Source organism: Nocardia sp. NPDC047038, assembly GCF_040644075.1.
Classification (GTDB): Bacteria; Actinomycetota; Actinomycetes; order Mycobacteriales; family Mycobacteriaceae; genus Nocardia; species Nocardia sichangensis.
In genome coordinates this window covers 217,213-241,094 of record NZ_JBEYVQ010000009.1, presented here as the reverse complement: position 1 = coordinate 241,094, position 23,882 = coordinate 217,213, and the positions used below count along the sequence as shown (strand labels likewise).

Below are 23,882 nucleotides of genomic sequence, written 5' to 3'. Positions count from 1 at the left end.
GCATCGTGGCGATCTACGCACCCGAGGGCGGACTCGTCGAAGAGTCGGTGCGGCCGGGCCTGGATCGACTCCGGGCTCGAGGGCCCGACGGTCGCGGGATCTGGTGCGCGCCGGACGGGGTCGCGGCGCTCGGGCACACCCGGCTGGCCGTGATGGACCCGCGCACCGGCGCACAGCCGATGGCCGATGAGACCGGCAGGTTGCGCCTGGTCACCAACGGCGAGTTCTACGGCTATCGCGAACTCCGGCGCGAACTGATCGCCGCCGGGCACCGGCTGCGTACCGGCAGCGACAGCGAGATCGCGTTGCCGCTGTTCGCGCGCCACGGCACGGGTCTGCTCGCGCGACTGCGCGGCGAATTCGCGTTCGTCATCTGGGATGACCGCACGCGGGAACTGTTCGCCGCCCGCGACCGATTCGGCGTCAAACCCCTGTACTACGCGCGGCATCGGGGCCGGTTGCTGCTGGCCTCGGAGATCAAGGCGCTGCTCGCCTGCGGGGTGCCCGCGCGATGGGATTCTGGCGCGTTCGCCGCGCATCTACAACTCGGTCTGCCGCCGGACCGGACGTTGTTCGCGGGCGTCCGCCAGGTTCCGCCCGGGTGCTATCTGACCGCGGGGCCACGCGGTGTCACCGTGCGCTCGTACTGGGATCCGGACTACCCGCCTACCGAGGATCGAGCCGGCGACACCGTCGACTGGGACCATCACGTAGCCGATCTGCGCGCGGCGATCGATGACGCGGTCGCGGTACGCACGATCGCCGATACGCAGGTCGCCTATCACCTCAGCGGCGGCATCGACTCGACCGCCGTGGTGGCCACCGCCGCGCGCGGCGGGCCGGTGACCGCGTACACGGTCCGGTTCCCGGCCGCCGATTTCGACGAGAGCGCCCGCGCCGCGCGCACCGCCGCCACGCTGGGGCTCACCCACCACTACGTCGACTACCGGCCCGCCGATTACGCCGAGCTGTTGCGCGCCACGGTGCGCGCGGGGGAGCAGGTGCTGGAGAACGCGCACGGGGTGGCGCGCCTACTGCACAGCCGGGCGATCAGCGAGCACGGATTCAAGGTCGCGCTCGGCGGTGAGGGCGGCGACGAGTTGTTCGCCGGATACCCGCAGTTCCACCGGGATATCGCGCTGGATCTCGACCCTCGGCTTGCCGAGCGCGCGCGGCACGGCTACTCGCGGCTCGAGGCCATCGCGCCCCCGTATCTGCGCACGCTGCTCGACACCTTCGGTGACATCCCGACCTGGGTGCTCGATCGCCACCTCGCGGTCACCGCGCCGGTGCGCGCGATCCTGCGTCCCGAGTTCGCGGCCGAACTCGATCACACCGACGCGTGCGCGCCGCTGCTCGCCGACGCGGGCGACCGGTTGCGGGGCCGCGGGCGGCTGCACCGGTCGATGTATCTGTTCGTGAAAACCCGACTGCCGAACTACATCCTGCTCGCTGAACGCCTCGACGCGGCCAACGCGGTGGAGACCCGGTTGCCGTTCCTCGATCACCGACTGTTCGCGATCGCGGCGCGAACCCCGCTGCGTCGCTACATGTTCGACGGCGCGAGCAAATACCCGCTGCGCGCCGCGCTGGCCGACCGGATACCAGGGGAGGTGGCGGCGGGGGGCAAACGAGGGTTCTTCGCCCCGCCCGTACTGCGCGAGGACGACCTGATCGCGGTGCTGCGGGAACTCGGCGACACCGCCGCGCTGCGCGCGAACCCGTTCTTCGATCCCGCGGCGGTGCGGCGGCTGCTGGATCGAACCGCCGCGCGCCCGGCCGGGCAGCGCGCGTCCGCCGAGCCGTTGTTGCAATTGGCCGCGTCGATCGCGGTACTGGGGGAGGAATTCGGGATGAGTACGGCCGAACCGGCGACCGCGACGAGCGGGGCCGCGTAATGAACGAGCCGGATATGCCGCACGGCAACGGAATCGTTCTCGACCCCGGGGTGGCCGAGCGCATCGCCGCGCTGCCGCCCGAGGCCAGGGCGCGGTTCGAGCGGGCCCTGCGGGAGCGCGCGAACCGACGCGGCGCCGTGTCCCGGGTGACCGACGCGGGCCCGTCGGCGGTGTCGGCGGCGCAGCGCCGCATGTGGGCGCTACACCAGATGTCGCCCGCGGCGGGCAATTACGCCGTCGCGGTGCGCCTGCGCGGCGTCGTGCACCCGATCGCGTTGCGCGCCGCGATGAGAGAGGTGGTGCGGCGGCACGAGACCTTGCGCACCGCGTACCGGCTCGACTCGGACGCCCTGCGCCAAATCGTGCACGACCGCGTCGAAATACCCTGGCGTCTGGTCGATCTGACCGAATGCGCGAGCTCTCCCGAGCCGCTGTTGCGGGCCGAGGCGCGGCGTCCGTTCGAGCTGTCGCGCCCGCCGATGATCCGGGTGACGCTGCTGCGCACCGCATCCGACGAACACATACTGCTGCTGGTCCTGCATCACATCGCGACCGACGGCTGGTCCAACTCGGTGCTGATCGAGGAGTTGTCGCGGGCGTACCGGGAGCTGCGGCAGGGCCGTCCCGCCGCGCTGCCGGACCTGGCGATCACCTACCGCGACTACGCCGCCTGGCAGCGCGGGCGGCTGGCGGGGCCCGAATACGGCGAACTGTCCCGATTCTGGGACGACTATCTGCGCGGGGCGCCCGAACTCGACCTGCCGGGCGATGTCGGCAGGCACGGCGACGGCCGCCGCGGCGCGAGCGCCGACGAGATCGTGCTGGTACCAGCCCACGTCACCGACCGGCTCGCCGAGCACCGGCGACAGGCGGGCGGCTCGATGTTCATGCTCGTGCTCGCCGCCATCGTCGCGCAGTTGCGCGCGGTGACCGGGCAGTCCGACATCGTGGTCGGCACCCTGGTCGCCGGACGGCTTCGGGTCGACCTGGAGCGGTTGATCGGCTGCTTCATCGACGTGCTGCCGCTGCGATTCGCCGCCGAATCGGCGGACACGTTCGAGCGGCTGTGGCGGCATGTCCGCGAGCGCGCGCTCGCCGCGCAGGCCCATCAGGAAATGCCGTTCGAGGAGCTGGCCCGGGTCCACGGCGCCCGGTATCCGCTGGTCCGGGTGGTCTGTGTGCTGCAACCGGAACCGCCGCGCCTGGATCTGCCCGACGTGTCGGTCGAGATCGAGCACGTCGACCTCGGCGCGACCCACTTCGATCTGGTGATCGAGATACGGCAGCGCGGCGACGGCATGCAGATCGCGTTCCACTACGACACCGGGGTGTTCACCGCACCGACGGTGCGTGCGCTCGCCGGACAGCTCGGATTCGCGCTGGAGCGGATCGCCGACGATCCCCGCGTGCCCTGCGATCGGCTGCTTCCGAGTCCGGCCGTCGTTCCCGTGCGCCTACCGGCCCCTCCCGTCGAGCCGACCTTGCACGGCCTGGTCGAGCGGCAGGCGCGCCGCACCCCGGACGCCGTGGCGCTGTTGGACGGAGCGCGGCAGCTCACCTACCGGCAACTCGGTGTGCGCGCGCACCGGCTGGCGCGCCGATTGCACGCCATCGGGGTGCGTCCCGAGGACCGCGTGGCGGTGCTGCTGCCACGTTCGATGGAGTCGGTGGTGGCGACGCTGGCCGTGCTCGAGGCGGGCGCGGTGTACGTGCCGCTGGATCCAGCGCATCCCGAGGTGCGGCTCGCCGAACTGATCACGGACGCCGGACCGCGCTGCGTCGTCGTCGCGGACGCCGGGCCGATACCCGGATACCGCGGCGCGGTGCTGTCGCTCGACGAGCGGACATTCTCCGCCGCGGCGGAAGAACTCCCCGCGTTGCCGCGGTATCGGGCGCGCGCCGACAACGCGGCCTACCTGCTGTACACCTCCGGGTCGACGGGCACACCCAAGGGCGTCCTCGGCCTGCACCGGGGCGCGGTGAACAGGGTGCGCTGGTCCGAATCCGCCTACCCGTTCCGGCCCGGTGAGGTCTGCGTCGCGAAAACCGCGCCGGGATTCGTGGATTCGATCTGGGAGACGTTCGGCCCGCTGGCCGCAGGCGTCCCGTTGCTGGTGCTTGGGCCGGACGAGGCCCAGGATCCGGCGCGGCTGGCGCGCGGGCTGGCGCGGTTCCGGGTGACCCGCCTGGTGGCGGTGCCCTCGCTGATCTCCGCGCTGCTCGACGAGGTGCCCGATCTCGGCCACCGGGTGCCCACGCTGCGGCTGTGCGTGGTAAGCGGGGAGGCGTTGGACGAACACCTCGTTCGCCGCTTCCACCGACACCTACCGGGCCGCACCCTGGTCAACCTCTACGGGTCGTCGGAGGTGTCGGCCGACGCGACCGCGGCCGAGATCGGCGACGGCGGCGGCCGCCCACCGATCGGCGTCCCGATCGCCGGGGTGAGCGCCCGGGTGTACAACGATCGGCTGCGGCCGGTCGCGCCGCTGGTGCGCGGTGAGTTGTCGGTGGGCGGCGACTGCGTGGCCCGCGGCTACCATCGGAGACCGGGCGCCACCGCGGCGGTCTTCCGGCCCGATCCGCACGGACCGCGCGGCGCCCGGCTGTTCCGCACCGGTGACGCCGTGCGGCCGCGCGCCGACGGCGCCCTGGACTATCTCGGCAGGCTCGACGCCCAGGTGCAGGTACGCGGGCACCGGATCGAGCCCGGTGAGGTGGAGGTCGCGCTGCTGGGCCTGCCCGGTGTGCGGTCGGCCGCGGTCGCCGCGCGGCCGGGTCCGGGCGGTGACCCGATCCTGGCGGGATATCTCGTCTGCGACGAATCCGTGGATCTCACCGACATTCTCGACCGGCTGCGCAACCGGCTGCCCGGATATCTCATCCCGGATCTGCTGGTCCGGCTCGCCGCGCTGCCGCGAACCGCGGGCGGCAAGATCGACCGGCGACGGCTGCCCGATCCCGAACCGGTGCGGGAGCGCACCGCGGGAGAACTGCCGCGCGCCGGGACCGAGACCGTAGTTGCCGAGATCTTCGAGGAACTGCTGACACCCGGTACCCGACCGTGCCGCGACGACGACTTCTTCGCCCTCGGCGGGCATTCGGTGGCGGCCGCGCGGGTAGCAGCCGCCATCCGCCGCCGCTGCGACGTCGCGGTCGGCATGCGCGACGTCTTCGCCGCGCCGACGGTGGCCGCGCTGGCGCGGATGATCGACGCCGGGGAGCGCGGCACCGCCGGTTCCGCCCCACCGGCCGTGTCGACCGATCCGGCGGCGGCCGGGGAACCCTTCCCGCTGACCGATGTTCAACAGGCATACCTGGTCGGCCGCGACGCCAGCCTGGAACTGGGCGCGGTCGCCACGCACGCGTACTTCGAACTGGTGGCCGACGAGCTGCACCTCGATCGGTTCAGCGCGGCACTGCGCGCGGTGATCGACCGGCACCCGATGCTCCGTGCCGTCGTGCGCGTCGACGGCACCCAGCAGGTGTCGGCGCAGGTGCCGCCGTATCGGATCGCGGTGCAGGATCTGCGCGAACTGTCCGAATCGGACCGCGAACGCCGCCTGCTCGCGCTGCGGGAGGAGATGTCTCATCAGGTGCTGCCCGCGGATCGCTGGCCGCTGTTCGACGTGCGCGTGTCGCGGTGCCCGGCGCACACCGTCGTGCACGCCGGGATCGACGCGTTGATCTGCGACGCCTACAGCGTCGGCCTGATCCTGACCGAACTGGGTCGCCGGTACCGGGACCCCGACTACGCGCCCGACACCGTGCCCGTCACCTTCCGCGATTACGTACTCGCCGAGACGGCGCGCCGAGACACCCCCGAATACACTGCGGCGCTGGAGTATTGGCGCGAGCGAGCACCGGAACTGCCGGAAGGGCCCGCCCTGCCGCTCACGGCGACGCCGGAATCGGTGGTCCTCCCGCGTTTCGAGCGCAGGGCCGGGTCGATGCCCGCGCCGCGATGGTCGGCGCTCAAGGCCCGCGCCGCGGCCGCCGGGCTCAGCGCGTCGGCGGTATTGCTCTCCGCGTTCGCCGAAATCCTGACCGCCTGGAGCCGCGCCCCGCACTACACGCTGACCCTCACCGTGTTCCGGCGCGAACCGATACACCCGAGGGTGGCCGAGATCGTCGGGGACTTCACGTCGCTGACTCTGCTCGAGGTCGACCACACCGCATCCGGGTCGTTCCTGGAACGGGCCGGGGCGTTGCAGGAACGGCTGTGGCGCGATCTGGACCACTCGCAGGTCAGCGGTGTGGCGGTGGCGCGGGAACGCGCGGCGCACCACGGCACCCGCCCGAGACTCACCAGCCCGGTGGTGTTCACCTCCAATCTCGACCTGCCACCGCTGCGACCCGATGATGAGGACACCTGGTCGCTGGGTGATTCGGTGTTCGGCATCACCCAGACACCCCAGGTGTATCTCGACCACCAGGTGGGCGAACAGCGCGGGGACCTGGTCTTCAACTGGGACACGGTGGCGGAGCTGTTCGCTCCCGGTGTGCTCGACGCGATGTTCGACGCGTACCGGGAACTGCTGGAGTGGCTGGCCGAGGGCGACTGGCGCAGGCGCGCGCCGGTCGTCGTCCCCGCCGCTCACCTGGCGCGCCGCGAGCGGGTCAACGCGACCGCCGCCCCGCTGCCGACGATGTGCCTGCACGACACGGTATTCGCCGCCGCGGACCGATTTGGCGCGCGCACCGCGGTGATCGACGGTGCGGTGCGGCTGACCTATCACGAGCTGGCCGACCGCGCCCGCCGCGTGGGCGCGGCGCTGCGTGACTTCGGCGTGTGCCGCGGCGAACCCGTGGCGGTCGTCGTCGGCAAGGGGTGGCAGCTGGTGGTGGCGGTGCTCGGCGTACTCGAGTCGGGTGCGGCGTTCGTGCCGATCGATCCCAAATCGCCGGTGGCGCGGCGAGATCAGTTGATCGAGCGTGCCACGGCGCGGGTCGTCTGCATCACCCGTGCCGATGCCGGAGCGGACTACGCGCCGGGGGTCTCGTGCGTGGCGGTCGACGACGACGCGCTGCCGCTGCCGCGCACACCCGCTCCGGCGGCAGCGGCGCTCGACAGTCTGGCCTACGTGATCTTCACCTCCGGATCAACCGGAGAGCCCAAGGGTGTGATGATCGATCACCGCGGCGCCGCCAACACCGTCGACAGTGTGAACCGCCGGTTCGGCATCGGCCCCGACGATCGCGTGCTCGCGGTGTCACCGCTCGGTTTCGATCTCGCCGTCTACGACATCTTTGGTGTCCTCTCCGTTGGGGGCGCGGTGGTGATGCCCGAGGGCGACCGCCGCCGCGACCCGGCGCACTGGGCGGAACTGATCGCGCGCGAACGCGTCACCCTCTGGAATTCGGTGCCCGCGCTGGCCGATGTGCTGACCGGATACGCGGGTCCGCTCGCCCCGCACGCGCTGCGCACGCTGCGAGTGGTGCTGCTCAGCGGCGATTGGATCGCGCTCGACCTGCCGGGCCGGATTCGCGCGCTGGCCCCCTCGGCCGAGGTCGTCAGCCTCGGCGGCGCCACCGAGGGCTCGATCTGGTCCGTGTGGTACCCCATCGGTGCCGTCGACCCCACCTGGCGCAGCATCCCCTACGGCATCCCGATGGACAACCAGACCATGCACGTGCTCGATCGCGCGCTGCGACCGCGCCCGGACTGGGTGCCGGGTGATCTGTACATCGGCGGCACCGGTGTCGCACTCGGCTATTGGGGCGATCCGCGGCGCACGGCACGAAGTTTCCTCATCGACCCGGTATCGGGCGAACGCCGTTATCGCACCGGCGATCTAGCCCGCTACCGCGCCGACGGCACCCTCGAATTCCTCGGCCGCGAAGACAATCAGGTCAAGATCAACGGATTCCGGGTGGAACTCGGCGAGATCGAGTCGGTGCTGGAACGACAGCCCGGGGTCGGGCGCGCCGCCGTGGTGGCTCTCGGCGCCCCGGGAGGCTCCCAGCGGCTGGCCGGATTCGTCACGGCGGCGGGCGATACCGCACCCGATCCCGCGGACCTGCGCCGCGGGCTCACCGGTCTGCTGCCCGCCTACCTCGTACCGGGCGCGCTGCACGCGGTGCCCCGACTTCCGTTGACCGCCAACGGAAAAGTGGATCGCGCGGAGCTGATCCGACTGGCCGAGCGGCACAGTCGGGGGCGCGCGTCGGCGGACTCTGGCGCCGCCACCGGTGATCTCGCGGCGCTGTGGCGCGAAGTGCTCAAGATCGACGAAATCGGTCCCAACGACAGCTTCTTCGTTCTCGGCGGCACCTCCTTGCAGGCCATTCGATTGCTCGACCTCGTGCACCAACGCCTCGGCGTGCGCGTTCCCCTGGTGCGGCTGCTCGATGAGCCGACCCTGTCGGCGCTGGCGACGGTGATCGCCGAACAGCGACTGCGCCCCGCCGACCCGGCCGAGACCCTGCCCGCGCTGCGTCCCGATCCGAACGGCCGCTTCGAACCCTTCCCGCTCACCGACATCCAGCAGGCCTACTGGCTCGGGCGGCGCACCACCGCCGCGCTCGGTGGCGTCGCCACCCACAGTTACGTCGAACTCGAGGTGGAGGATCTGGACCCCATCCATCTGGAACGCGCTCTGCGACGACTGGTCGACCGGCACGACGCCCTGCGCACCATCGTCCGGGCCGACGGATACCAGCAGGTACTCGCCGAGGTGCCGCCGGTGCGGGTGCGACACGCGGACCTGCGCGCGGTGCCCGAGGACACCGCCGCCGCGCGTTTGGCCGAGGTCCGCGCGTCGATGTCGCACGAGGTGCGCGATCCCGCCCGGTGGCCCCTGTTCGAGGTGCGCATCCATCGACTCGACGCCGTGCGCACGCGCTTTCACCTCGGTTTGGACCTGTTGATCGCCGACGCGCACAGCACCCGCGTCCTAGCCGACGAGTTGCTGGCCTTCTACCACGACCCGAGTCTCGAACTGCCTCAATTGCCGTGCAGTTTCCGCGATTACGTGCAGACGGTGCACGCGGCGCGCGACGCCCCGGTGCGGCGTGCGGCGCTGCGCTACTGGCGGGATCGGCTGGCCGAGTTGCCCCCGGCGCCCGCGCTACCGCGAACCGGCGACGCCGTCGTGCCGCTCGAACCGCGGTTCGAGCGGCTGAGCACCGAACTCGACGCCGCCCCGTGGACCGCGCTGCGCGACTGGTGCGCCAGGACCGGCGTCACACCGACGGCGGTGATCTGCGCGGCGTTCGCGCGCGTGCTCGCGGTGTGGAGCGCGTCCCCGCGGTTCACCCTCAATCTCACCACCTTCAACCGGCTGCCGCTGCATCCCGCGATCGACGCGGTCGTCGGCGATTTCACGTCGACCACGCTGCTCGCCGTGGATGCCTCGACGCCGGTGCCGCGGATGGCGCGCGCGGTGCAGGAACAGATCTGGCGCGATCTCGAGCACCGCACGGTCTCCGGCGTCGAGGTGTTGCGCATGTTGCGCCGGGAGCGCGGCCCCGACGTGCTCATGCCGGTCGTCTTCACCAGCACACTGCTGACCGGCCCGTCGGCCCGCGAGGACGACGTGCCGCGCTGGCGCGCCCGCCCGGTGTACGCGGTGAGCCAGACGCCGCAGGTGCTGCTCGATCACCAGATCAGCGAGGAGGCGGGCCGATTGGTGTGCACCTGGGACTACCTCAGCGCCGCCCTGCCGCCCGGTCTGGTCGAGGCCATGTTCGCCGCTTTCGAACAGGTACTCGCCGATCTGGTGGCCCGAGCGGGGGACGCGGACGCCGAAAAAGAGAAAGGTACTCATCGATGACAGCCGAATCGGCACTATCGCTGTTCTCCGCCGACCAGCGGGAGTTGGTCGACACCCTCAACGACACCGACGCGCCGATGCCGGAGCACGCGCTCTCGGTGCTGATCGAGACCGCCGACGTGCCCGGCGACGCGGCCGCGGTGGTGACTCCCGACCGGGTGCTCTGCCGCGCGCGCTTGCTCGCGGGCGCCGCCGAGGTCGCGACGCGATTGACCGCCGCCGGTGTAGGCGCGGGCGACCGAGTGGTCTGCTGCTTCGAGCCGGGCTGGGAGTATTTCGTCGCCGTCGCCGCGGTCCTGCGAATGGGCGGCGTGGTCATCGGGGTGGCGCCGGAAACCGATCGGATCGCCCGATGGCAGCAAGCGGGCCGATCCGGCGCGACCGTGGTGCTGACCCAGTGGTGGCTGGCCGACCGGCTCGACTGGCCCGCCGGGCTCACCGCCGTACCGATCACCGAGACATCCGGCGGCGCCACGCCGGCGCCGCAGGCGCCGCGCACCCCGGAGCAGGCGTGCCTGATCATCGACGACGGCGGCAGACCGGTCGTGCTGAGCCATCGGGAGGTCGTCGCGATGGTCACCGGCGTCGCCGATCGGGTCGGGGCCGGTGCGGGTGACCGCGTCCTCGCGCTCGCGCCGCCCGGTACCGGGATGGGACTGTTCGAGGTATTCGCCACCCTGCTGCTCGGCGCTACCGCGGTCGTCTGCGCGGATATCGACCTCGCCGACCCGGCCGCCTGGACCGCGCTCGTCCGCGACCACGAGATCACCCTGTGGCATTCCAGCCCGACTCTGCTCGGGATGTTCACCGACCATCTCGCCGAAGCGGATGCCGCTGTTCCGGAATCGTTGCGGGTGTTCCTGCTCGGCGGCGAGCGCCTGGCGCCGGAACTGGTGCGAAGGCTGCGCGACCGGGCGACCGTCGAACCCGAGGTGTGGCATCTCGGCGCCGCGCGGGTGCCGGGGCTGTGGGTCAGCGCGGGGCCGGTCGGTGATGAGGCGGCGGAGCAGTGGCGTTCGGTACCGATCGGCAGACCGCTGCCGAATCAGCGCGTTCATATCCTGTCCGACACGATGGCGCCGTGCCCGATCTGGGTGACGGGGCGGATCTACTTCAGTGGTCTGTGCGCGCTGCCCGCCGTCGGAGCCGGAATGGAGTACCGCCCGACGATCTCGCATCCGGAGACCGAGCGGACGCTGGTGGCGACCGGTGCTTTCGGCCGGTTGCTGCCCAACGGCGCGGTCGAAGTCGTCGGTTACGAGTCGGCGCAGGTCACCGTGTTCGGACGACCGTTGTACATGCAGGATGCCGAGGTGGCGCTTTCGGGCCTGGACGACGTGCTGGCCGCCGTCGTGGTCCCGGTCGACGACGCCGCCGCATCCGTCGGATTCGCCCGGCTCGCACCGGAATCCGACACCGATGGCGATCGATTGCTGGATCGCCTGCGCCGCAGACTTTCTCCCTATCTGCTGCCGCGCCGGATCGAGGTCGTGACGCGATTCCCGCTGCTACCGGACGGCCGGGTCGACCGCGCCGCGCTGGCGCGACGGGTGCCGCCCCGGCCCGAGGAAGCGCCCGCCGCGGTGGACGCGACCGGCTCGGCGACGACGGGACAGGCCGACGACACCGCCACGCTGACCCGCGAGGTGACGACGATCGTATGCCGGGTGCTCGGCGTCGGCGATATCGAGCCGAACATGGATCTGCGCGACCTCGGCGCCACTTCGGTGGAACTGGTCCGCCTCGCGACGATCCTCGAGGAGGAACGCGGGATAGTCGTCGACGTAGAGCAGTTGCTGCGGTTCCCGTCCATCGCGGTCATCGTCAGCGGCGAGCTGGTCAACGGCACCCGCCCCGGCACGCCGCCCGCCGTGGCCGCGAGCGCGCCTGCCGCGACGGACAGCACACTGACCGGCGTGGTCGAGCGTCAGCAGTTCAAGGACGCCGCGCACGGGGTCCGCCACGAGTTCGACACCGCGGCGGCGATCGACCTGCGCGCCGAACGGGCCGACCGGCCCGTCACACGCCGGACGCATCGCCGCTTCGATCGGCGTCCGGTGGAGTTCGCCGCGCTGGCCGGGCTGCTCGGCCTGCTGCGCCGGATCGAGCACGAGTCGCGGCGCGCGTACCCGTCCGCCGGATCCGCCTACCCGGTGACGGCCTACCTCGTGGTCGAACCGGGCCGCGTCCGCGAATTGCCCGGCGGCGCCTACTACTACCACCCGGAGCGCAACTGCCTGGTGCCGCTGGAGTCGGGCGCCTGCAGCGCAATGGCGCACGCGCACGCGGAGATCAACCGGCGCAGCCACGCCGAATCCGCCTTCACGCTGTATCTGATCGCGCGGATGCCCGCCATCACACCGCTCTACGGCCCGTTGTCCGAGGGCTTCGCGATGTTCGAGGCGGGTGCGATGACGCAACTGCTGATGACCGCGGCGGCGGGGCTCGGGCTGGGCCTGTGCCCGGTCGGGACGATGGATACCCAGCCCCTCACCGAGGTATTGCGGCTGGGGCCCGACGACCGTTTCCTGCACGCGATCTTCGGCGGCTGCCCGGCGGAGGACGTGTGACAGCGGCGGGACCGGCTCGCGGCCGACGTCGGGCGGTGAGCGTGGACTCGGTCGACTGGGTGCGGCCGGACCGGAACGGCGCGAATCCCCGGCCGCCGCTGATCGTGCGACCGGTGCACGACGGCATCGACCTCGCCGCGTGGGCACACGAGCATCGCGACCGCGTGACCGGCTGGCTGCATCGGGCCGGTGCGGTGCTGTTGCGCGGATTCGGGGTCGGGGGATCGGATTTCGGCGCGGTGGTGCGCGGCCTGAGCGGCGAACCGCTGCCGTACCTGGAACGTTCCACACCCCGCACCGAGGTCGGTGACCGGATCTACACCGCCACCGACCATCCGGCCGATCAGCGGATCGCCCTGCACAACGAGAACTCCTATCAGGCGCGGTTTCCCGGCGCCCTGGTGTTCTGTTGTGTGCGCCCACCCGCGTCGGGCGGCGCGACACCGGTCGCGGACACCCGCGCGATCCTGTCCCGGCTGGATCCGGCGGTGGTCGACCGGTTCGCTCGCGGCGGCGTCTGCTATGTGCGCAATTACGCGGCGGGACTGGGGGTGTCGTGGTCCGAGGCGTTCGGCACCGACGATCCGGCGGCGGTGCGCGACTACTGCGCGGCGCACGATATCGACCTCGCGTGGCTGCCCGGCGACCGGCTGCGCACGAGTCAGGTGCGTCCCGCGCTGGCGCGGCATCCGGTCACCGGGGAACGGGTCTGGTTCAATCACGCCGCCTTCTTCCACGTCCTGAGCCTGCCCGCGGCGCTGCGCGAGACGTTGCTGGACCAACTGCCCGAATCCGACCTGCCGAACAACAGCTACTACGGTGACGGCTCGCCGATCGAACCCGAGGTGCTGGCGCACCTGAGCGCGGCCTACGACGCCGAGCGGTCCGTTGTCGACTGGCAGGCGGGCGACGTCCTGCTGGTCGACAATCTGCTGGCGGCGCACGGACGAGAACCGTTCACCGGCCCGCGTCGCGTGCTCGTCGGTATGGCGGGCGCCCTGCGGTGGTCGCGGGTGCGCGACTCGGAGGTGCGGCCATGACCACACCCGGATACCTACCAGCGGCCCCGTTGCAGCTGCGCGCGTGGCATTGGTACCGAGAGGCGCCGCCCGCCCTCGCGTTCGGCGCGCGCGGCCTGCTCGGCAGCGGCCGTATCGATGACGACCGCCTGATCCGGGCGATCGAGGAGGTGGTGTCCGCGCTACCCCTGCTCACCGCCGCCTTCGCCGACGACGGCACCGCACTGGTATTGCCGCTGAACGGCGTCGGCGGCCGGGCGCAGCGCGTCCAGCGCACCGACCTGCGCGGTAGCGAACGACCGCGGACCTGGGCCGTGGAACTCCTGCGCGCCGACCGGCAGCGGCCAACCGACCTCGAACACGACGCGCTGGTGCGGTTCCACGTGATGCGGCTGAGCGCGCACGAGGTGGTGCTGGCGGTCGTCGCACACGAGCTGATCCTCGACGCGCGGTCGAGATATGCAGTGCTCGGCGCGATCTGGCAGGCCTATTTCGGCCGGTTCCGGGCCTCCCAGATCCCCGATTTCACCACGGGGGTCGAACAGCACCGAGCCGCGATCGATCGCATTCCGCCAAGCCGACGCGACTGGTGGGCCCGGCGTCTGCACGCGCTGCCCTCGACCCCGGACCCCCCGGACGCGCGGTCGTGGACTCCGCACACCGCCCGGCTCGAACTCGCCGGGGATCGCTGGCGGGCGTTCACCGAGGCAAGGGGGGCGCTCGGCGACAACGGATCCTTCGGCCTGTCCGCCCTGCTGGCCTGGCTGCTGCGGCAGAACCCCGACCTCGGATCGGGTCGACTGCGCGTCGATGTGGACCTGCGTCAGCACCTGAAGATGGGGCCGATCCTCGGTCCGTTCACCGATCACGTGGTGCTCGACGTGTCTCCGCCGCCGACGACTCGGCCCGGTTTCGCCGACATCATGCTGCGCACGCAAGCCGCTGTTCTCGATGCGCTGGTGCACTACCTGCCCTACTACGACATCGTGGACATCGCGGTGGATTCCGGCGTCGCCTCCCCACACCGCGCCGCCGCGCGCTGGGACACGGCCGTGCACATCTGCCGCGCCGCCCCCTCCAGCGCGGCCACCAGAGGCGAGCGGTCCCTCGCGGATCTGGGGCTATCCATCGAACTGTTCCGGGAAGCCGACCTGCTCGGCGGCGATGTGCCGGTCGCGTCTCCGCACTGGGACGGCACCCGGCTCGACCTGCGGGTGGGCGAATCCGGTCCCGACCGCACCGTGGTGCTGCTGCATCACCTCGATCCCGCCGCCGCCGCACTGCTGCCCGACCTCGCCGCCGCCGTCGAGACGGCGATCACGGACCCGGGACAACCACTGGCCCCCATGCCGACCCCCTCGAACCAACGACAAACCTGAAGGAGAATCCGATGACCGAAATCCTCGACACGCCCACCACCGAAGCGCCGGAACAGATCTACCACGTCGTCATCAACGACGAGGAGCAGTACTCGATCTGGTGGGCCGAGCAGGAGATCCCGTCCGGCTGGCGCGCCACCGGCCACACCGGAACGATGGAAGACTGCCTGTCCCACATCGACGAGGTGTGGACCGATATGCGCCCGCGCAGTCTGCGCGAGCACATGGCCGCGCACGAGCACGACGCCGACGACGCCGCGGCGGAGTTCACCGAACCATCCGGGCCGTCGCTGGTGGATCGACTGTGCGCCGCCGACCACCCCGTAGAGGTCGCGTCGCGGCCCGACAACATGGTGGCGGCCCTGGAAGCGGCACTCGCCGACGGCTACGTCTTCCTCCGGTTCACCGACACCGAGGGCGGCACCGAACTCGGCATCGACGTGGACGCCGACGGCTGCGATCTGTCCGGGGCCGATCTCGGCGCCGGAACGGGAACCGTGCGCCTGACGGGTGCCCTGACCCTGGATTTCGAGGAAGTGCGGTGCGTCGCCGTGATCGAGTTGCCCGACCTCGCGGGCCGGGGTCGGCTCGAACGGGCATCTTGATGACCGCCCGGGTCGTGGTCTTCGCGGATCTGCGCGGCCCGGGACTCGGAGATCTGGTGCAGCGCAACATCATGCTGGCCCTGCTGCGCTCGGCGTACCCCGCCTCCGAGATCACCCTGGTCGTGGGCGAGTCCGTCTACCGTCGCAACACGGAATTCCTGACCGAGCACACCTACGCCGACACCGTGGTGTGCTGTCCGGACGGCGACCGCGCCGCGCGCGAGTGGCAGGCGTTCACGCGATGGCTGGCGCGCGGCGCTTTCCGGGTGTGCGTGGTGGATCCCGACAGCGTCGGCCTGGACGCGACGACGGCGCGTGACGCGGCGATACCGGTACGCCTCGCAGTGCTCTCGGGGGGCGAAGGCGATGCGGCGACCACCCATCCGATTCGCCCCGGCCGCACCGTGGGCGGGGTCTCCGACCTGTACGACTACGCCTGCGCGCTGGCGCGCGCGATCGGGCTGCCCGCGAGTCCGCGCCCGGGTGAGACGGTTCCGCCGCTGCCTCTGCGCAGCGAGCAGGTCGTCGATGTCGCCGTCGGGCGGCCGCTGGTCGTGGTGCATCCCGGCGGTGCGCCGCACTGGAACCGGCGCTGGCCGCTCGACCGGTACGCCGAGGTGTGCGTGCGCCTCGCGGACGCGGGCGCGACGACCTACCTGCTCGGCGATGCCGCCGAACAGACCGAATCGAGCCTGCTGCGGCGGCTGATCCGGGCCGAGCGGCCCGCGGCGGCGGTACAACTGGCGGTCGGCCTGCCGCTGAACCGGACACTCAATCTTCTCGCCGCGGCCGACCTGCTGATCGGCAACGATTCCGCGCCCGCGCATCTGTCCGCCGCCCTGCGGACACCGGCGGTCGTGCTGTACGGACCCACCGACACCGAATGGCTGTGGACCCGCGTATATCCGCGCCATCGGGGTGTCTCGGTGCCCGCGTCGTGCCGTCGGATCCGGCACACCGCCGCCGCGGTCGCCGAACGTCGCTGCGAATACGACTGCTCGATCCGCTATCTCGGCCCCGACGGCCCCTATCCCCGCTGTCTCACCGAACTGCCCGTCGCCACCGTGTGGCGCGCGGTGGACGAGATCCTGGCGACGCGACTGGAAAGGACCCAACGATGATGGTGCGCACCATTGTCTCGATCAACTTCAATCACGACGGCGCTGCGGTCGTCCTGCGCGACGGCGAGATCGCGGCATACGTCAACACCGAACGGTTCTCCCGGTTGAAGAAACACCCGGGGCTGCGCTCCGAGGATCTGGACGAACTCCTCGGCCAGGCCGGACTTGAGCTGTCCGAGATCGACCATGTGCTGCTGTGCAACCTGCACCTCATGGACTCGCCGGACATCGTGAAGATGCACGGATCGGATCTGAAGGAAACCTGGATCGAGTTCTGGACCGACCAGTGCAATGCCACGGTCTCCATAGCGGGACAACGGATTCCGTGCACGGTGAACCCCGACCACCACCTGATCCATGCCGCGACCGCCTATTACACCTCGCCGTTCGACTCGGCCGCGGTGCTGGCGATCGACCCGACCGGTTGCCGCGCGTTCCTCGGCCGCGACAGCGAACTGTTCGAACTGCGCCGCGACTACGACCGGTGGTTCAACGCCAATATCGGCTACTGCTCGGTGTCGGAACTGTTGTTCGGCTCCAGCCTCGTCGGCGCGGGAAAGGTCATGGGGCTGGCTCCCTTCGGCAGGCCCGCCGAGCCGATCGACCCCGAGCGGGAGCCGGTCGACCTCGAGCAGTTGATCGCCCTGGCCGATCGGTATCGCGCACCGGTCCGGGTGGCCGGACAGGAGATGAACGCGGCTCTGGCGTATTTCGTTCAGGTCGGCTTGGAACGGCAACTGGCCGCGGTATTCACCGATCTCGCGCCGATCGTGGCACGACACGGGATCGAGCAGGTGCTCTGCCTGTCCGGCGGTACCGCGCTCAATGCCGTGGCCACCGAATCCGCATTCGCCGCGTCCGATTTCGAGCGCATCCACTTCCACCCGGCCTGCGGCGACGACGGCACCGCGATCGGCGCCGCGCTGTGGTACTGGCATCACGTGCTCGGCAACCCGCGTCGCGAGCACACTCCCGCCGGACAGATGTATTCGATTCGCACCTACGACGACACCGCCGTGCGGCGGGCGCTGGACCCGGTCCGCGATCGGCTCGTCGTAGCGGAGGTCTCCGATCCGCGCCTGCGCGCCGACCGCGTGGCCGAACTGGTCGCGGCGGGCGCGGTGATCGGCTGGTTCGACGGTGCGAGCGAGGTCGGGCCGCGCGCGCTGGGCCATCGCAGCATCGTGGCCGACCCCCGGGATCCGGCGATGGCCGACCGGCTCAACACGCGAGTGAAGTTCCGCGAGACCTTCCGCCCGTTCGCGCCGTCGGTGCACAACCACCGCGCCACGGAATGGTTCGGCCTGCGCGACAGTCCGTACATGCTGCGCACGGCCACGGTGCGCCGCGCGGCCGAGGTCCCGGCCGTCACACACGTCGACGGGACCTCGCGCATCCAGACCGTGACGCGGGCGGACAACCCCGCGTACTACGACATGATCGCCGCGTTCGAGGCCCGCACCAGGATCCCGATGGTGTTGAACACCAGCCTGAACACTCGGGGTGAGCCGGTGGTCGAGACACCGGCCGACGCCGTGCGGACCCTGCTGACGTGCGATCTCGACTATCTGGCCTTCCCCAGCCACATCGTGGGCAAGCGGGGCGCGTCGTGACCGCGGCGGCCTCGGTGCGAGCCGGTCTGCGCGGTCTGCTCGACGATGTCGCGTGCCTGCGCCTCCTGGTGGTGGGTGACGCGATCCTCGACCGCTACACCACCGGCGCCAGCGGCCGATTGTGCCGGGAGGCCCCGGTGCCCGCGGTCACGGTGCGGGTCGAGGCCGATCGATGCGGCGGCGCGGCCAATGTCGCGATGAACGCGCACGCGCTCGGCGCGGCGAGCGAATTGGTGACGGTGCTCGGCGCGGACCCGGCCGGATACCGGCTCGCGGCCCTGCTGCGCGCGGGCGAGGTGGAATCCGCGGGCGCGATCCACGAACCGGGCTGGGTCACGCCCGTCCGGAATCGGGTCTTCGCCGGGGAACAGATGGTGGTGCGGCTCGATCACGGTGGCGCGGAACCCATCTCGGCAGGCTCCGGGCGCGCGGTGATCGAGCGCGTCGACGAAGCGCTGCCCCGCGCCGATGCGATCGTGGTGTCGGACAACGGTTCGGGGGTGCTGGTGCCCGCGGTGATCGACGCGCTGGCCGACCGGCGGGTGCGCGGACCCGCGGTTCTCGTGGTGGATTCCCGCGACCCCGCCGCCTTGCGCGATCTGCGCCCGACGGCGGTGAAGCCGAACTACCGCGAGGCGTTGCGGACGGCCGATCGCCCCGACATCACCGATGCCGCCGATCGGGTGCGCTACGCGCACAGGCTCGCCGATACCCTGCTCAGCCGTACCGGCGCCGACTACGTCGCGCTGACCCTCGACCGCGACGGCGCGCTGCTGATCGGACGCGACCGCCCGCCGGTACGCACCTACGCGGGCGCCGAGCGCGCGCGATCCTCGGTGGGCGCGGGCGACACCTTCACCGCGGCGCTGGCACTGGCGCTGGCGGCCCACGCGGATCCGGCGACCGCAGCCGAATTCGCCACGGCGGCGGCGGATATCGCGGTCGCGAGCCCCGGAACCGCACTGTGCCGCGCGGCGGAACTGGATCAGCGCGTATCCGGGACCGCTCGCATCGCCGACCTGGGCGATCTCGCGCGCCGATGCGCCGAGAACGCCCGGCACGGGCGGCGCGTGGTCTTCACCAACGGCTGTTTCGACATCCTGCACGGCGGACATGTATCGCTGCTCGGCCGCGCGAAAGAACTCGGTGACCTGTTGGTCGTCGGCGTGAACTCCGATGCGAGCGTGCGCAGGCTCAAAGGGGATCAGCGGCCGGTCAGCACGCTGTCGGAGCGGATGCGCGTGCTGGCGGCGTTGAGTTGCGTGGACCTGGTCGTTCCGTTCGAGGGGGACCGGCCCACAGATCTCATCGAGACCATTCGCCCGCACGTGTACGTCAAGGGCGCCGACTACACCGATGTCGCGCTGCCCGAGGCCGAGCTGGTGCGGCGACTCGGAGGGGAGGTGGTGCTGTTGCCGCTGGTCGAACAGCTGTCAACCTCCGGAATCATCGAGCGCGTGCGTGCGGCGCGGGGCGCCGGATACGCCGCGGAAACGGGAGACACCCCATGACCACCGCCAGCCCGGTCGTTTCGGACCGGATCACGCCACAGAGCCCGCCGACAGGCATCGTCGACGCGGTGCGCGGCGAACGAAATATGGATCTCGCGCGCGACGGGCACAGTCCGTTCTGTTCGTCGAAGTGTCACTTCTGCGCTCGACGAGCCGTAGCGGTTGGCCGCGCCGATCGGCGGGGCGCTGATGCCGCGTACATCGACCACCTCGCCCACACCACGGCGACCGGACTCGATCCGGAACGCAGCCGAATCGCCGCGTAGAGAGGCCGAACCATATGCGTACCGAACCGATCAGTCGCCAGCAGGCCGTGCGGGCGCACTACAGCGCGCTGATCAGCGCGATGCAGGAGCACGGCGACCACGAGGCAGCCGGGGAACTGGCCGATCTGGCCGTGCGACAGGGCATCTGGCGTGATGTCGAGCAGCGACCCGTGCACTACCTGCCCGAACTGGACCCGCACCCGGTGTTCGACCCGTCGCGGTTCTGGTTCACCGCCTACCTCGAGGAGCATGCGGAGCGGATCAGCGCCGAGGTGGACGCGGTGACCGCGGCGGGCAGCGCGGGATTCCTCCCGGTCGAGGAGCCGTTGTTGGAGCGTGGGCGCTGGGAACAGGTGGTCTTCTACGAGGCGGGCGTGCGCTTCGACGAGGTCTGCGCCCGCTTCCCGGTGACCGCCGACATCGTCGCCGGGATTCCCGAGGCGACCAGCGGCGCGGGCGTGGTGACGCTGTCGTGGCTGTATCCGGGCGCGCACATCGTGCCGCACTGCGGCGGATCCAACGCGCGGCTGCGCGTTCACCTCGGCGTGCGCGTGCCGCAGGGGCCACGGCTGCGAGTCGGCGGGCAGTATCTGACCTGGCGACGGGGACGTTGTCTGGTCTTCGACGACTCCTTCGAGCACGAGGTGTGGCACGACGGCGTCGAACCGCGCGTGGTGCTGCTGCTGGATGTGCCGCATCCGGAACTGGATCCGGCAGTGCACCGACGGCTCTCCGCCGGTTCGCAGACGGTCGCCGACCGGATGGCGGCGTACATGCGTGAGCTGGGAATCGACCGGGTTCGGATGGCCGACACCTCCGAATCCGGCGATATCACCCTTTTCCCCGACCGCGGTGCCGCCCGTTTGGTCCGTCGTTATCTGCGCGAATTGAGAACTACCGCAGTCGAGTTGCGTCATGGTAGCCTGTCCTATCAAACGTGGGGTTGACGTGCTGTTTTCGACATTAAAAAGAGCTACATATCCGAAAGGACATTCGATGGTGTCAACGTTGGTCGGTGCGATTCCTGTACTCACGGCGCTCGATGTGAATTCGAATCTAAAATTCTGGGGAAGTACCCTGGGTTTCTCGATCACGCATGCGGGTGAGGGATTCGCCATCGTGGCGCGCGACGATGTGGTTCTGCATATCAGTGCAGTGGAAAGCCAAGAGGTGCCGGACAATACGCAGGCGTGGATCCGGGTGCGCGAGGTGGACGGACTGTTTCGGGAATGGAGTGCCGCCGTGCCGGTCGGCTTCGAGAAGGCCGGTGCGGCGCTCACCGAAATCCTCGATAATCCGTGGGGCCGAGAATTCGCACTACGCGACCCGGCGGGCAATTGTGTGCATTTTGTGGAAGAGGGCTGACGAGGCCCACTCGAATGGCAAAGGATCATCGAATGACCGTGGAAGAGTCGGGAATCAAGGAAATTCGGGATGAGCACGGCTGGCGCGCCTTAGACCGCGCGGCCGCCGCCGGCGATACGGCGCGAGTTCGGGCACTGCTCGACGCCGGGGCCGATCCGCGTGCCACCGGCCAGGACGGCCGCTCCGCGTATGAGATCGCGGCCGCGGCGGGGCAGGTCGCGGTGGCGCGCCTGTTACGGGAGCTGACCGGCGAGGGTGCGCGGGGCTGGCGGCCCTACTGTCGCGCGTATACGGTGGCGGCGCTGCGCGAGTTTCCCGGCTGGTCGCGGTCCGAGGGCGCGCGAGCCGCCGACGACACCGTGGTCTTCCTGCACGACGATCTCAGCGTCACCCGCGCGATCTGGCCCGGCGAGGAGGTGCTGTGGTCCGACATCACCCCGGAGTGGAGCGAATTCTGCGCTCGCGCACTAGGCTTCGCCGTGCCGGACGAACTCGACCTGGTCGCCTCCGTGGAAGCGACGGATCGGCCATGACGCGGGTGCTGCGGGTGGAACTGTACTGTTCGGACGGCCGCGTCGCGGATACCGCGGGCCTGCAAGACAAATCGGGTGAGCTCACCTCCGGCGAGCGCGACGGCGAAGGTGTGCGCTACGCGGCGAAACTCGATGTGCGCGCGGGCCGAGAAGGCGATCCGGATTTCTCCGGCCCGTTCGTCCACGGCACGCCCGGTCAGCGATTCCTGTATCTGAGCACCCCGAACCCGGATGGTTCCGGCTGGTTACGCCGGTGCAAGATCATGCTCCCGCCCTCGGCGCCCGCGCGGGGCACGCGCCTGCGAGCCACGTTGGTCGACGTATCGTCCACCCGCGCCCGTCTGGATTCCGCCGGTTGGCGGCCCGGACCATGAGCGATGTCGGCATCCAGGCCTACCTCATGCAGGTGCTGCGCAAGCAGTACACGAGCCTGATCGACGCATGGCACTACGCGGGCAGGCCCGAACAGGCTGCGGAATGCGCCGAACAGGCTGTGCAGCAGGGCGTCTGGACGCATCCGATGCAGCGGGCCCGCGACCACTTCCCGGGACTGAGCGTGGCGCCGATCCACGACCCTGCGCAGTTCTGGTTCATCGGCCTGCTCGAGGAGAACTACCGGCCGATTCGCGACGAGCTGGAGCGCGTGCTGCGGGCGTCACACGATCCGCTGCGGCCCACCGCCGAGGAGCGCGCGCTGATCCGCCGGGGCGAATGGGAGCAGGCGCATCTGTTCCGTGCCGGCATGAGGCAGGACGACATCTGCGCGCTGTTCCCGGTCACCGCCGACATCGTGGCGCGGATCCCCGACATCACCACCCTCGGCCCCGGGTTGGTCAGCTACTCTCGACTCACGCCGGGTACCCACATCACCCCGCACTGCGGCCCCACGAACGCGGTGCTGCGCGTCCACTTCCCGATCATCGTGCCGCCGGGGCCGTCTCTGCGCGTCGCGGACCGTGAAATGCGCTGGGAGGAAGGAAAATGCCTGGTGTTCGATGACGCGTTCGAGCACGAGGTATGGCATCGCGGCACCGAGGATCGGATCGTGCTGATCCTCGACGTCTTCCATCCCGAGCTGGACAGCGAGCGCCGTGAGCGCTTGCTCACGCAACGCCGCAGCTTCGAGGAGCAGGCGGCCGAGTTCGTGCGTGAACTGCGGATCGACCGGGTCGAGGCGCGGGGACAGGAATTGGTCATGTACCCGGATCCGGGGTTGCGCGGCGAACTACAGCGCTACCTCAACCTGGCAGGCGCCACCGGCGCCGAATCGCACGGCGACGGTGTGGTGTGGCGTCGTGCCGACCCGAATACCGTTGCGAAGGAGCCCATCTCGTGAGCGCCATCCATACCGCCCGGCTCACCCTCGCCGCGTTCGATCCGGATCGGGACGCGGTGGGTCTGCACCGAGGGTTCGGTGATCCGGAGGTCATGCGGTGGTGGAATACGCCGGTGTGCGAGGACGTCGCCGCCACTCGAAACCAGTTGGCGCAGAGTGCGAGTGGGGACGGTGCGCGCATCTTCACCATCCGGCGCACCGGCGAGGACGATCCGCTCGGCATCGCGGGGCTGCTGGGCGGAGTCGGGATCCCCGGCCTGACGTGGCTGCTGCGAAGGTCGTCCTGGGGCCAGGGTTTCGCGGGCGAAGCCGCGGCGGCCGTCATCGACCACGCCTTCACGGAATACGACCTCGAGCGCGTCGAAGCCTGGGTGGAGGCCACCAATGTCCGCTCGCTCGCGGTGGCGCGGCGCATCGGACTCACCGACCGCGGCCGGCTGTCCCAGCGCTACCCGCATCGCCCGCAGCCGCATGAGGTGGTCGTCCTCGGGCGATCGAGGGAGCGGGAATCGCAGACCGTACTGAACACCGAACTGGTGGTAGCCGTCACCGACGTGGCCGCCGCGCAACGCCTGCTGTCGAGTGTGCTCGACGCCGAAACGCGCTACGCGGTAGGGGAGCCCGCGGTGGTGGTGGGAATGACGCTGAGTCCGTGGAGCGTCGGTCCGCGAATTCGGTTGATCCGCTCGAACGAACCGCCGAAGTCGGACGTCATACTCACCGTGGAGGTCGGTCCCGCCTTCGAGGCGGTATACGCTCGGGCCGTCGACGCCGAGAGCTCGATCATCCAGGAGCCCGCCGAACAGCCCTGGGGTACTCGAGAATTCGTCTTCGAACTCCCGGACGGACATCGGCTGGTGATCTCCGCGCCCGCCTGAGCGATCGGGCCGCGGG

The 23,882-nt window shown here is 70.6% G+C and carries 15 protein-coding genes and 1 pseudogene; all 16 read left to right on the top strand.

The window, feature by feature from the left end; genetic code table 11:
• Positions 1-5 precede the first annotated feature (5 nt).
• The 16 genes and pseudogenes from asnB (at position 6) to ABZ824_RS27170 (ending at position 23,866) form a co-directional block, all read left to right on the top strand.
• Positions 6-1,898 carry an asparagine synthase (glutamine-hydrolyzing) gene (asnB, locus tag ABZ824_RS27245; protein WP_356966264.1) on the top strand — a complete coding sequence of 631 codons (1,893 nt, stop codon included), beginning with the start codon at positions 6-8 and terminating at the stop codon, positions 1,896-1,898.
• Positions 1,898-9,670 (top strand): amino acid adenylation domain-containing protein, encoded by a 7,773-nt coding sequence (locus ABZ824_RS27240; RefSeq protein WP_356966262.1) that lies wholly within the window; start codon positions 1,898-1,900, stop codon positions 9,668-9,670. Before asnB ends, ABZ824_RS27240 begins: the two co-directional genes overlap by 1 nt.
• Positions 9,667-12,240 (top strand): AMP-binding protein, encoded by a 2,574-nt coding sequence (locus ABZ824_RS27235; protein ID WP_356966260.1) that lies wholly within the window; start codon positions 9,667-9,669, stop codon positions 12,238-12,240. Before ABZ824_RS27240 ends, ABZ824_RS27235 begins: the two co-directional genes overlap by 4 nt.
• A 35-nt stretch (positions 12,241-12,275) precedes the next feature.
• Complete coding sequence (locus ABZ824_RS27230) at positions 12,276-13,280, top strand: TauD/TfdA family dioxygenase (RefSeq protein ID WP_356966258.1); 1,005 nt, start codon at positions 12,276-12,278, stop codon at positions 13,278-13,280.
• Positions 13,277-14,638 (top strand): condensation domain-containing protein, encoded by a 1,362-nt coding sequence (locus tag ABZ824_RS27225; RefSeq protein ID WP_356966256.1) that lies wholly within the window; start codon positions 13,277-13,279, stop codon positions 14,636-14,638. Before ABZ824_RS27230 ends, ABZ824_RS27225 begins: the two co-directional genes overlap by 4 nt.
• Before the next feature lie 11 nt (positions 14,639-14,649).
• Positions 14,650-14,868: pseudogene (locus tag ABZ824_RS27220) on the top strand (MbtH family NRPS accessory protein); the annotation flags it as partial.
• Positions 14,869-15,242: 374 nt separating this feature from the next.
• Entirely contained in the window at positions 15,243-16,364 is a 1,122-nt protein-coding gene (locus ABZ824_RS27215; RefSeq protein WP_356966254.1) for a glycosyltransferase family 9 protein, read from the top strand.
• Positions 16,361-17,977, top strand: a complete 1,617-nt coding sequence (locus ABZ824_RS27210) for a carbamoyltransferase C-terminal domain-containing protein (RefSeq protein WP_356966252.1) — start codon at positions 16,361-16,363, stop codon at positions 17,975-17,977. The genes ABZ824_RS27215 and ABZ824_RS27210 overlap by 4 nt, the downstream gene beginning before the upstream one ends.
• Complete coding sequence (gene rfaE2 / locus ABZ824_RS27205; RefSeq protein WP_356966250.1) at positions 17,974-19,488, top strand: D-glycero-beta-D-manno-heptose 1-phosphate adenylyltransferase; 1,515 nt, start codon at positions 17,974-17,976, stop codon at positions 19,486-19,488. Before ABZ824_RS27210 ends, rfaE2 begins: the two co-directional genes overlap by 4 nt.
• A complete protein-coding gene (locus ABZ824_RS27200; RefSeq protein ID WP_356966248.1) occupies positions 19,485-19,754 on the top strand; it encodes a hypothetical protein in 270 nt (89 codons plus the stop codon). The genes rfaE2 and ABZ824_RS27200 overlap by 4 nt, the downstream gene beginning before the upstream one ends.
• 14 nt (positions 19,755-19,768) lie before the next feature.
• The gene (locus ABZ824_RS27195; protein ID WP_356966246.1) at positions 19,769-20,701 is read left to right on the top strand and encodes an aspartyl/asparaginyl beta-hydroxylase domain-containing protein; all 933 of its coding nucleotides are present in this window, start codon (positions 19,769-19,771) and stop codon (positions 20,699-20,701) included.
• A 49-nt stretch (positions 20,702-20,750) separates the two neighbouring features.
• On the top strand, positions 20,751-21,119 hold the full coding sequence (locus ABZ824_RS27190) for a VOC family protein (protein ID WP_356966244.1): 369 nt from the start codon (positions 20,751-20,753) through the stop codon (positions 21,117-21,119).
• A 32-nt stretch (positions 21,120-21,151) separates the two neighbouring features.
• Positions 21,152-21,652 carry an ankyrin repeat domain-containing protein gene (locus ABZ824_RS27185; RefSeq protein ID WP_356966243.1) on the top strand — a complete coding sequence of 167 codons (501 nt, stop codon included), beginning with the start codon at positions 21,152-21,154 and terminating at the stop codon, positions 21,650-21,652.
• A complete protein-coding gene (locus ABZ824_RS27180; protein WP_356966241.1) occupies positions 21,649-22,026 on the top strand; it encodes a DUF5990 family protein in 378 nt (125 codons plus the stop codon). The genes ABZ824_RS27185 and ABZ824_RS27180 overlap by 4 nt, the downstream gene beginning before the upstream one ends.
• Positions 22,023-22,988, top strand: a complete 966-nt coding sequence (locus ABZ824_RS27175; RefSeq protein WP_356966239.1) for an aspartyl/asparaginyl beta-hydroxylase domain-containing protein — start codon at positions 22,023-22,025, stop codon at positions 22,986-22,988. The genes ABZ824_RS27180 and ABZ824_RS27175 overlap by 4 nt, the downstream gene beginning before the upstream one ends.
• Positions 22,985-23,866 (top strand): GNAT family N-acetyltransferase, encoded by an 882-nt coding sequence (locus ABZ824_RS27170; protein ID WP_356966237.1) that lies wholly within the window; start codon positions 22,985-22,987, stop codon positions 23,864-23,866. The genes ABZ824_RS27175 and ABZ824_RS27170 overlap by 4 nt, the downstream gene beginning before the upstream one ends.
• Positions 23,867-23,882: the final 16 nt, after the last annotated feature.

Bases quoted from the DNA above. Each gene is read 5' to 3' on its own strand.
- ABZ824_RS27210 (WP_356966252.1), top strand. From the start codon at position 16,361: ATGATGGTGCGCACCATTGTCTCGATCAACTTCAATCACGACGGCGCT.
- ABZ824_RS27190 (WP_356966244.1), top strand. From the start codon at position 20,751: ATGGTGTCAACGTTGGTCGGTGCGATTCCTGTACTCACGGCGCTCGAT.
- ABZ824_RS27240 (WP_356966262.1), top strand. From the start codon at position 1,898: ATGAACGAGCCGGATATGCCGCACGGCAACGGAATCGTTCTCGACCCC.
- ABZ824_RS27235 (WP_356966260.1), top strand. From the start codon at position 9,667: ATGACAGCCGAATCGGCACTATCGCTGTTCTCCGCCGACCAGCGGGAG.
- ABZ824_RS27215 (WP_356966254.1), top strand. From the start codon at position 15,243: ATGACCGCCCGGGTCGTGGTCTTCGCGGATCTGCGCGGCCCGGGACTC.
- ABZ824_RS27225 (WP_356966256.1), top strand. From the start codon at position 13,277: ATGACCACACCCGGATACCTACCAGCGGCCCCGTTGCAGCTGCGCGCG.
- ABZ824_RS27185 (WP_356966243.1), top strand. From the start codon at position 21,152: ATGACCGTGGAAGAGTCGGGAATCAAGGAAATTCGGGATGAGCACGGC.
- ABZ824_RS27200 (WP_356966248.1), top strand. From the start codon at position 19,485: ATGACCACCGCCAGCCCGGTCGTTTCGGACCGGATCACGCCACAGAGC.
- ABZ824_RS27180 (WP_356966241.1), top strand. From the start codon at position 21,649: ATGACGCGGGTGCTGCGGGTGGAACTGTACTGTTCGGACGGCCGCGTC.
- ABZ824_RS27175 (WP_356966239.1), top strand. From the start codon at position 22,023: ATGAGCGATGTCGGCATCCAGGCCTACCTCATGCAGGTGCTGCGCAAG.
- ABZ824_RS27195 (WP_356966246.1), top strand. From the start codon at position 19,769: ATGCGTACCGAACCGATCAGTCGCCAGCAGGCCGTGCGGGCGCACTAC.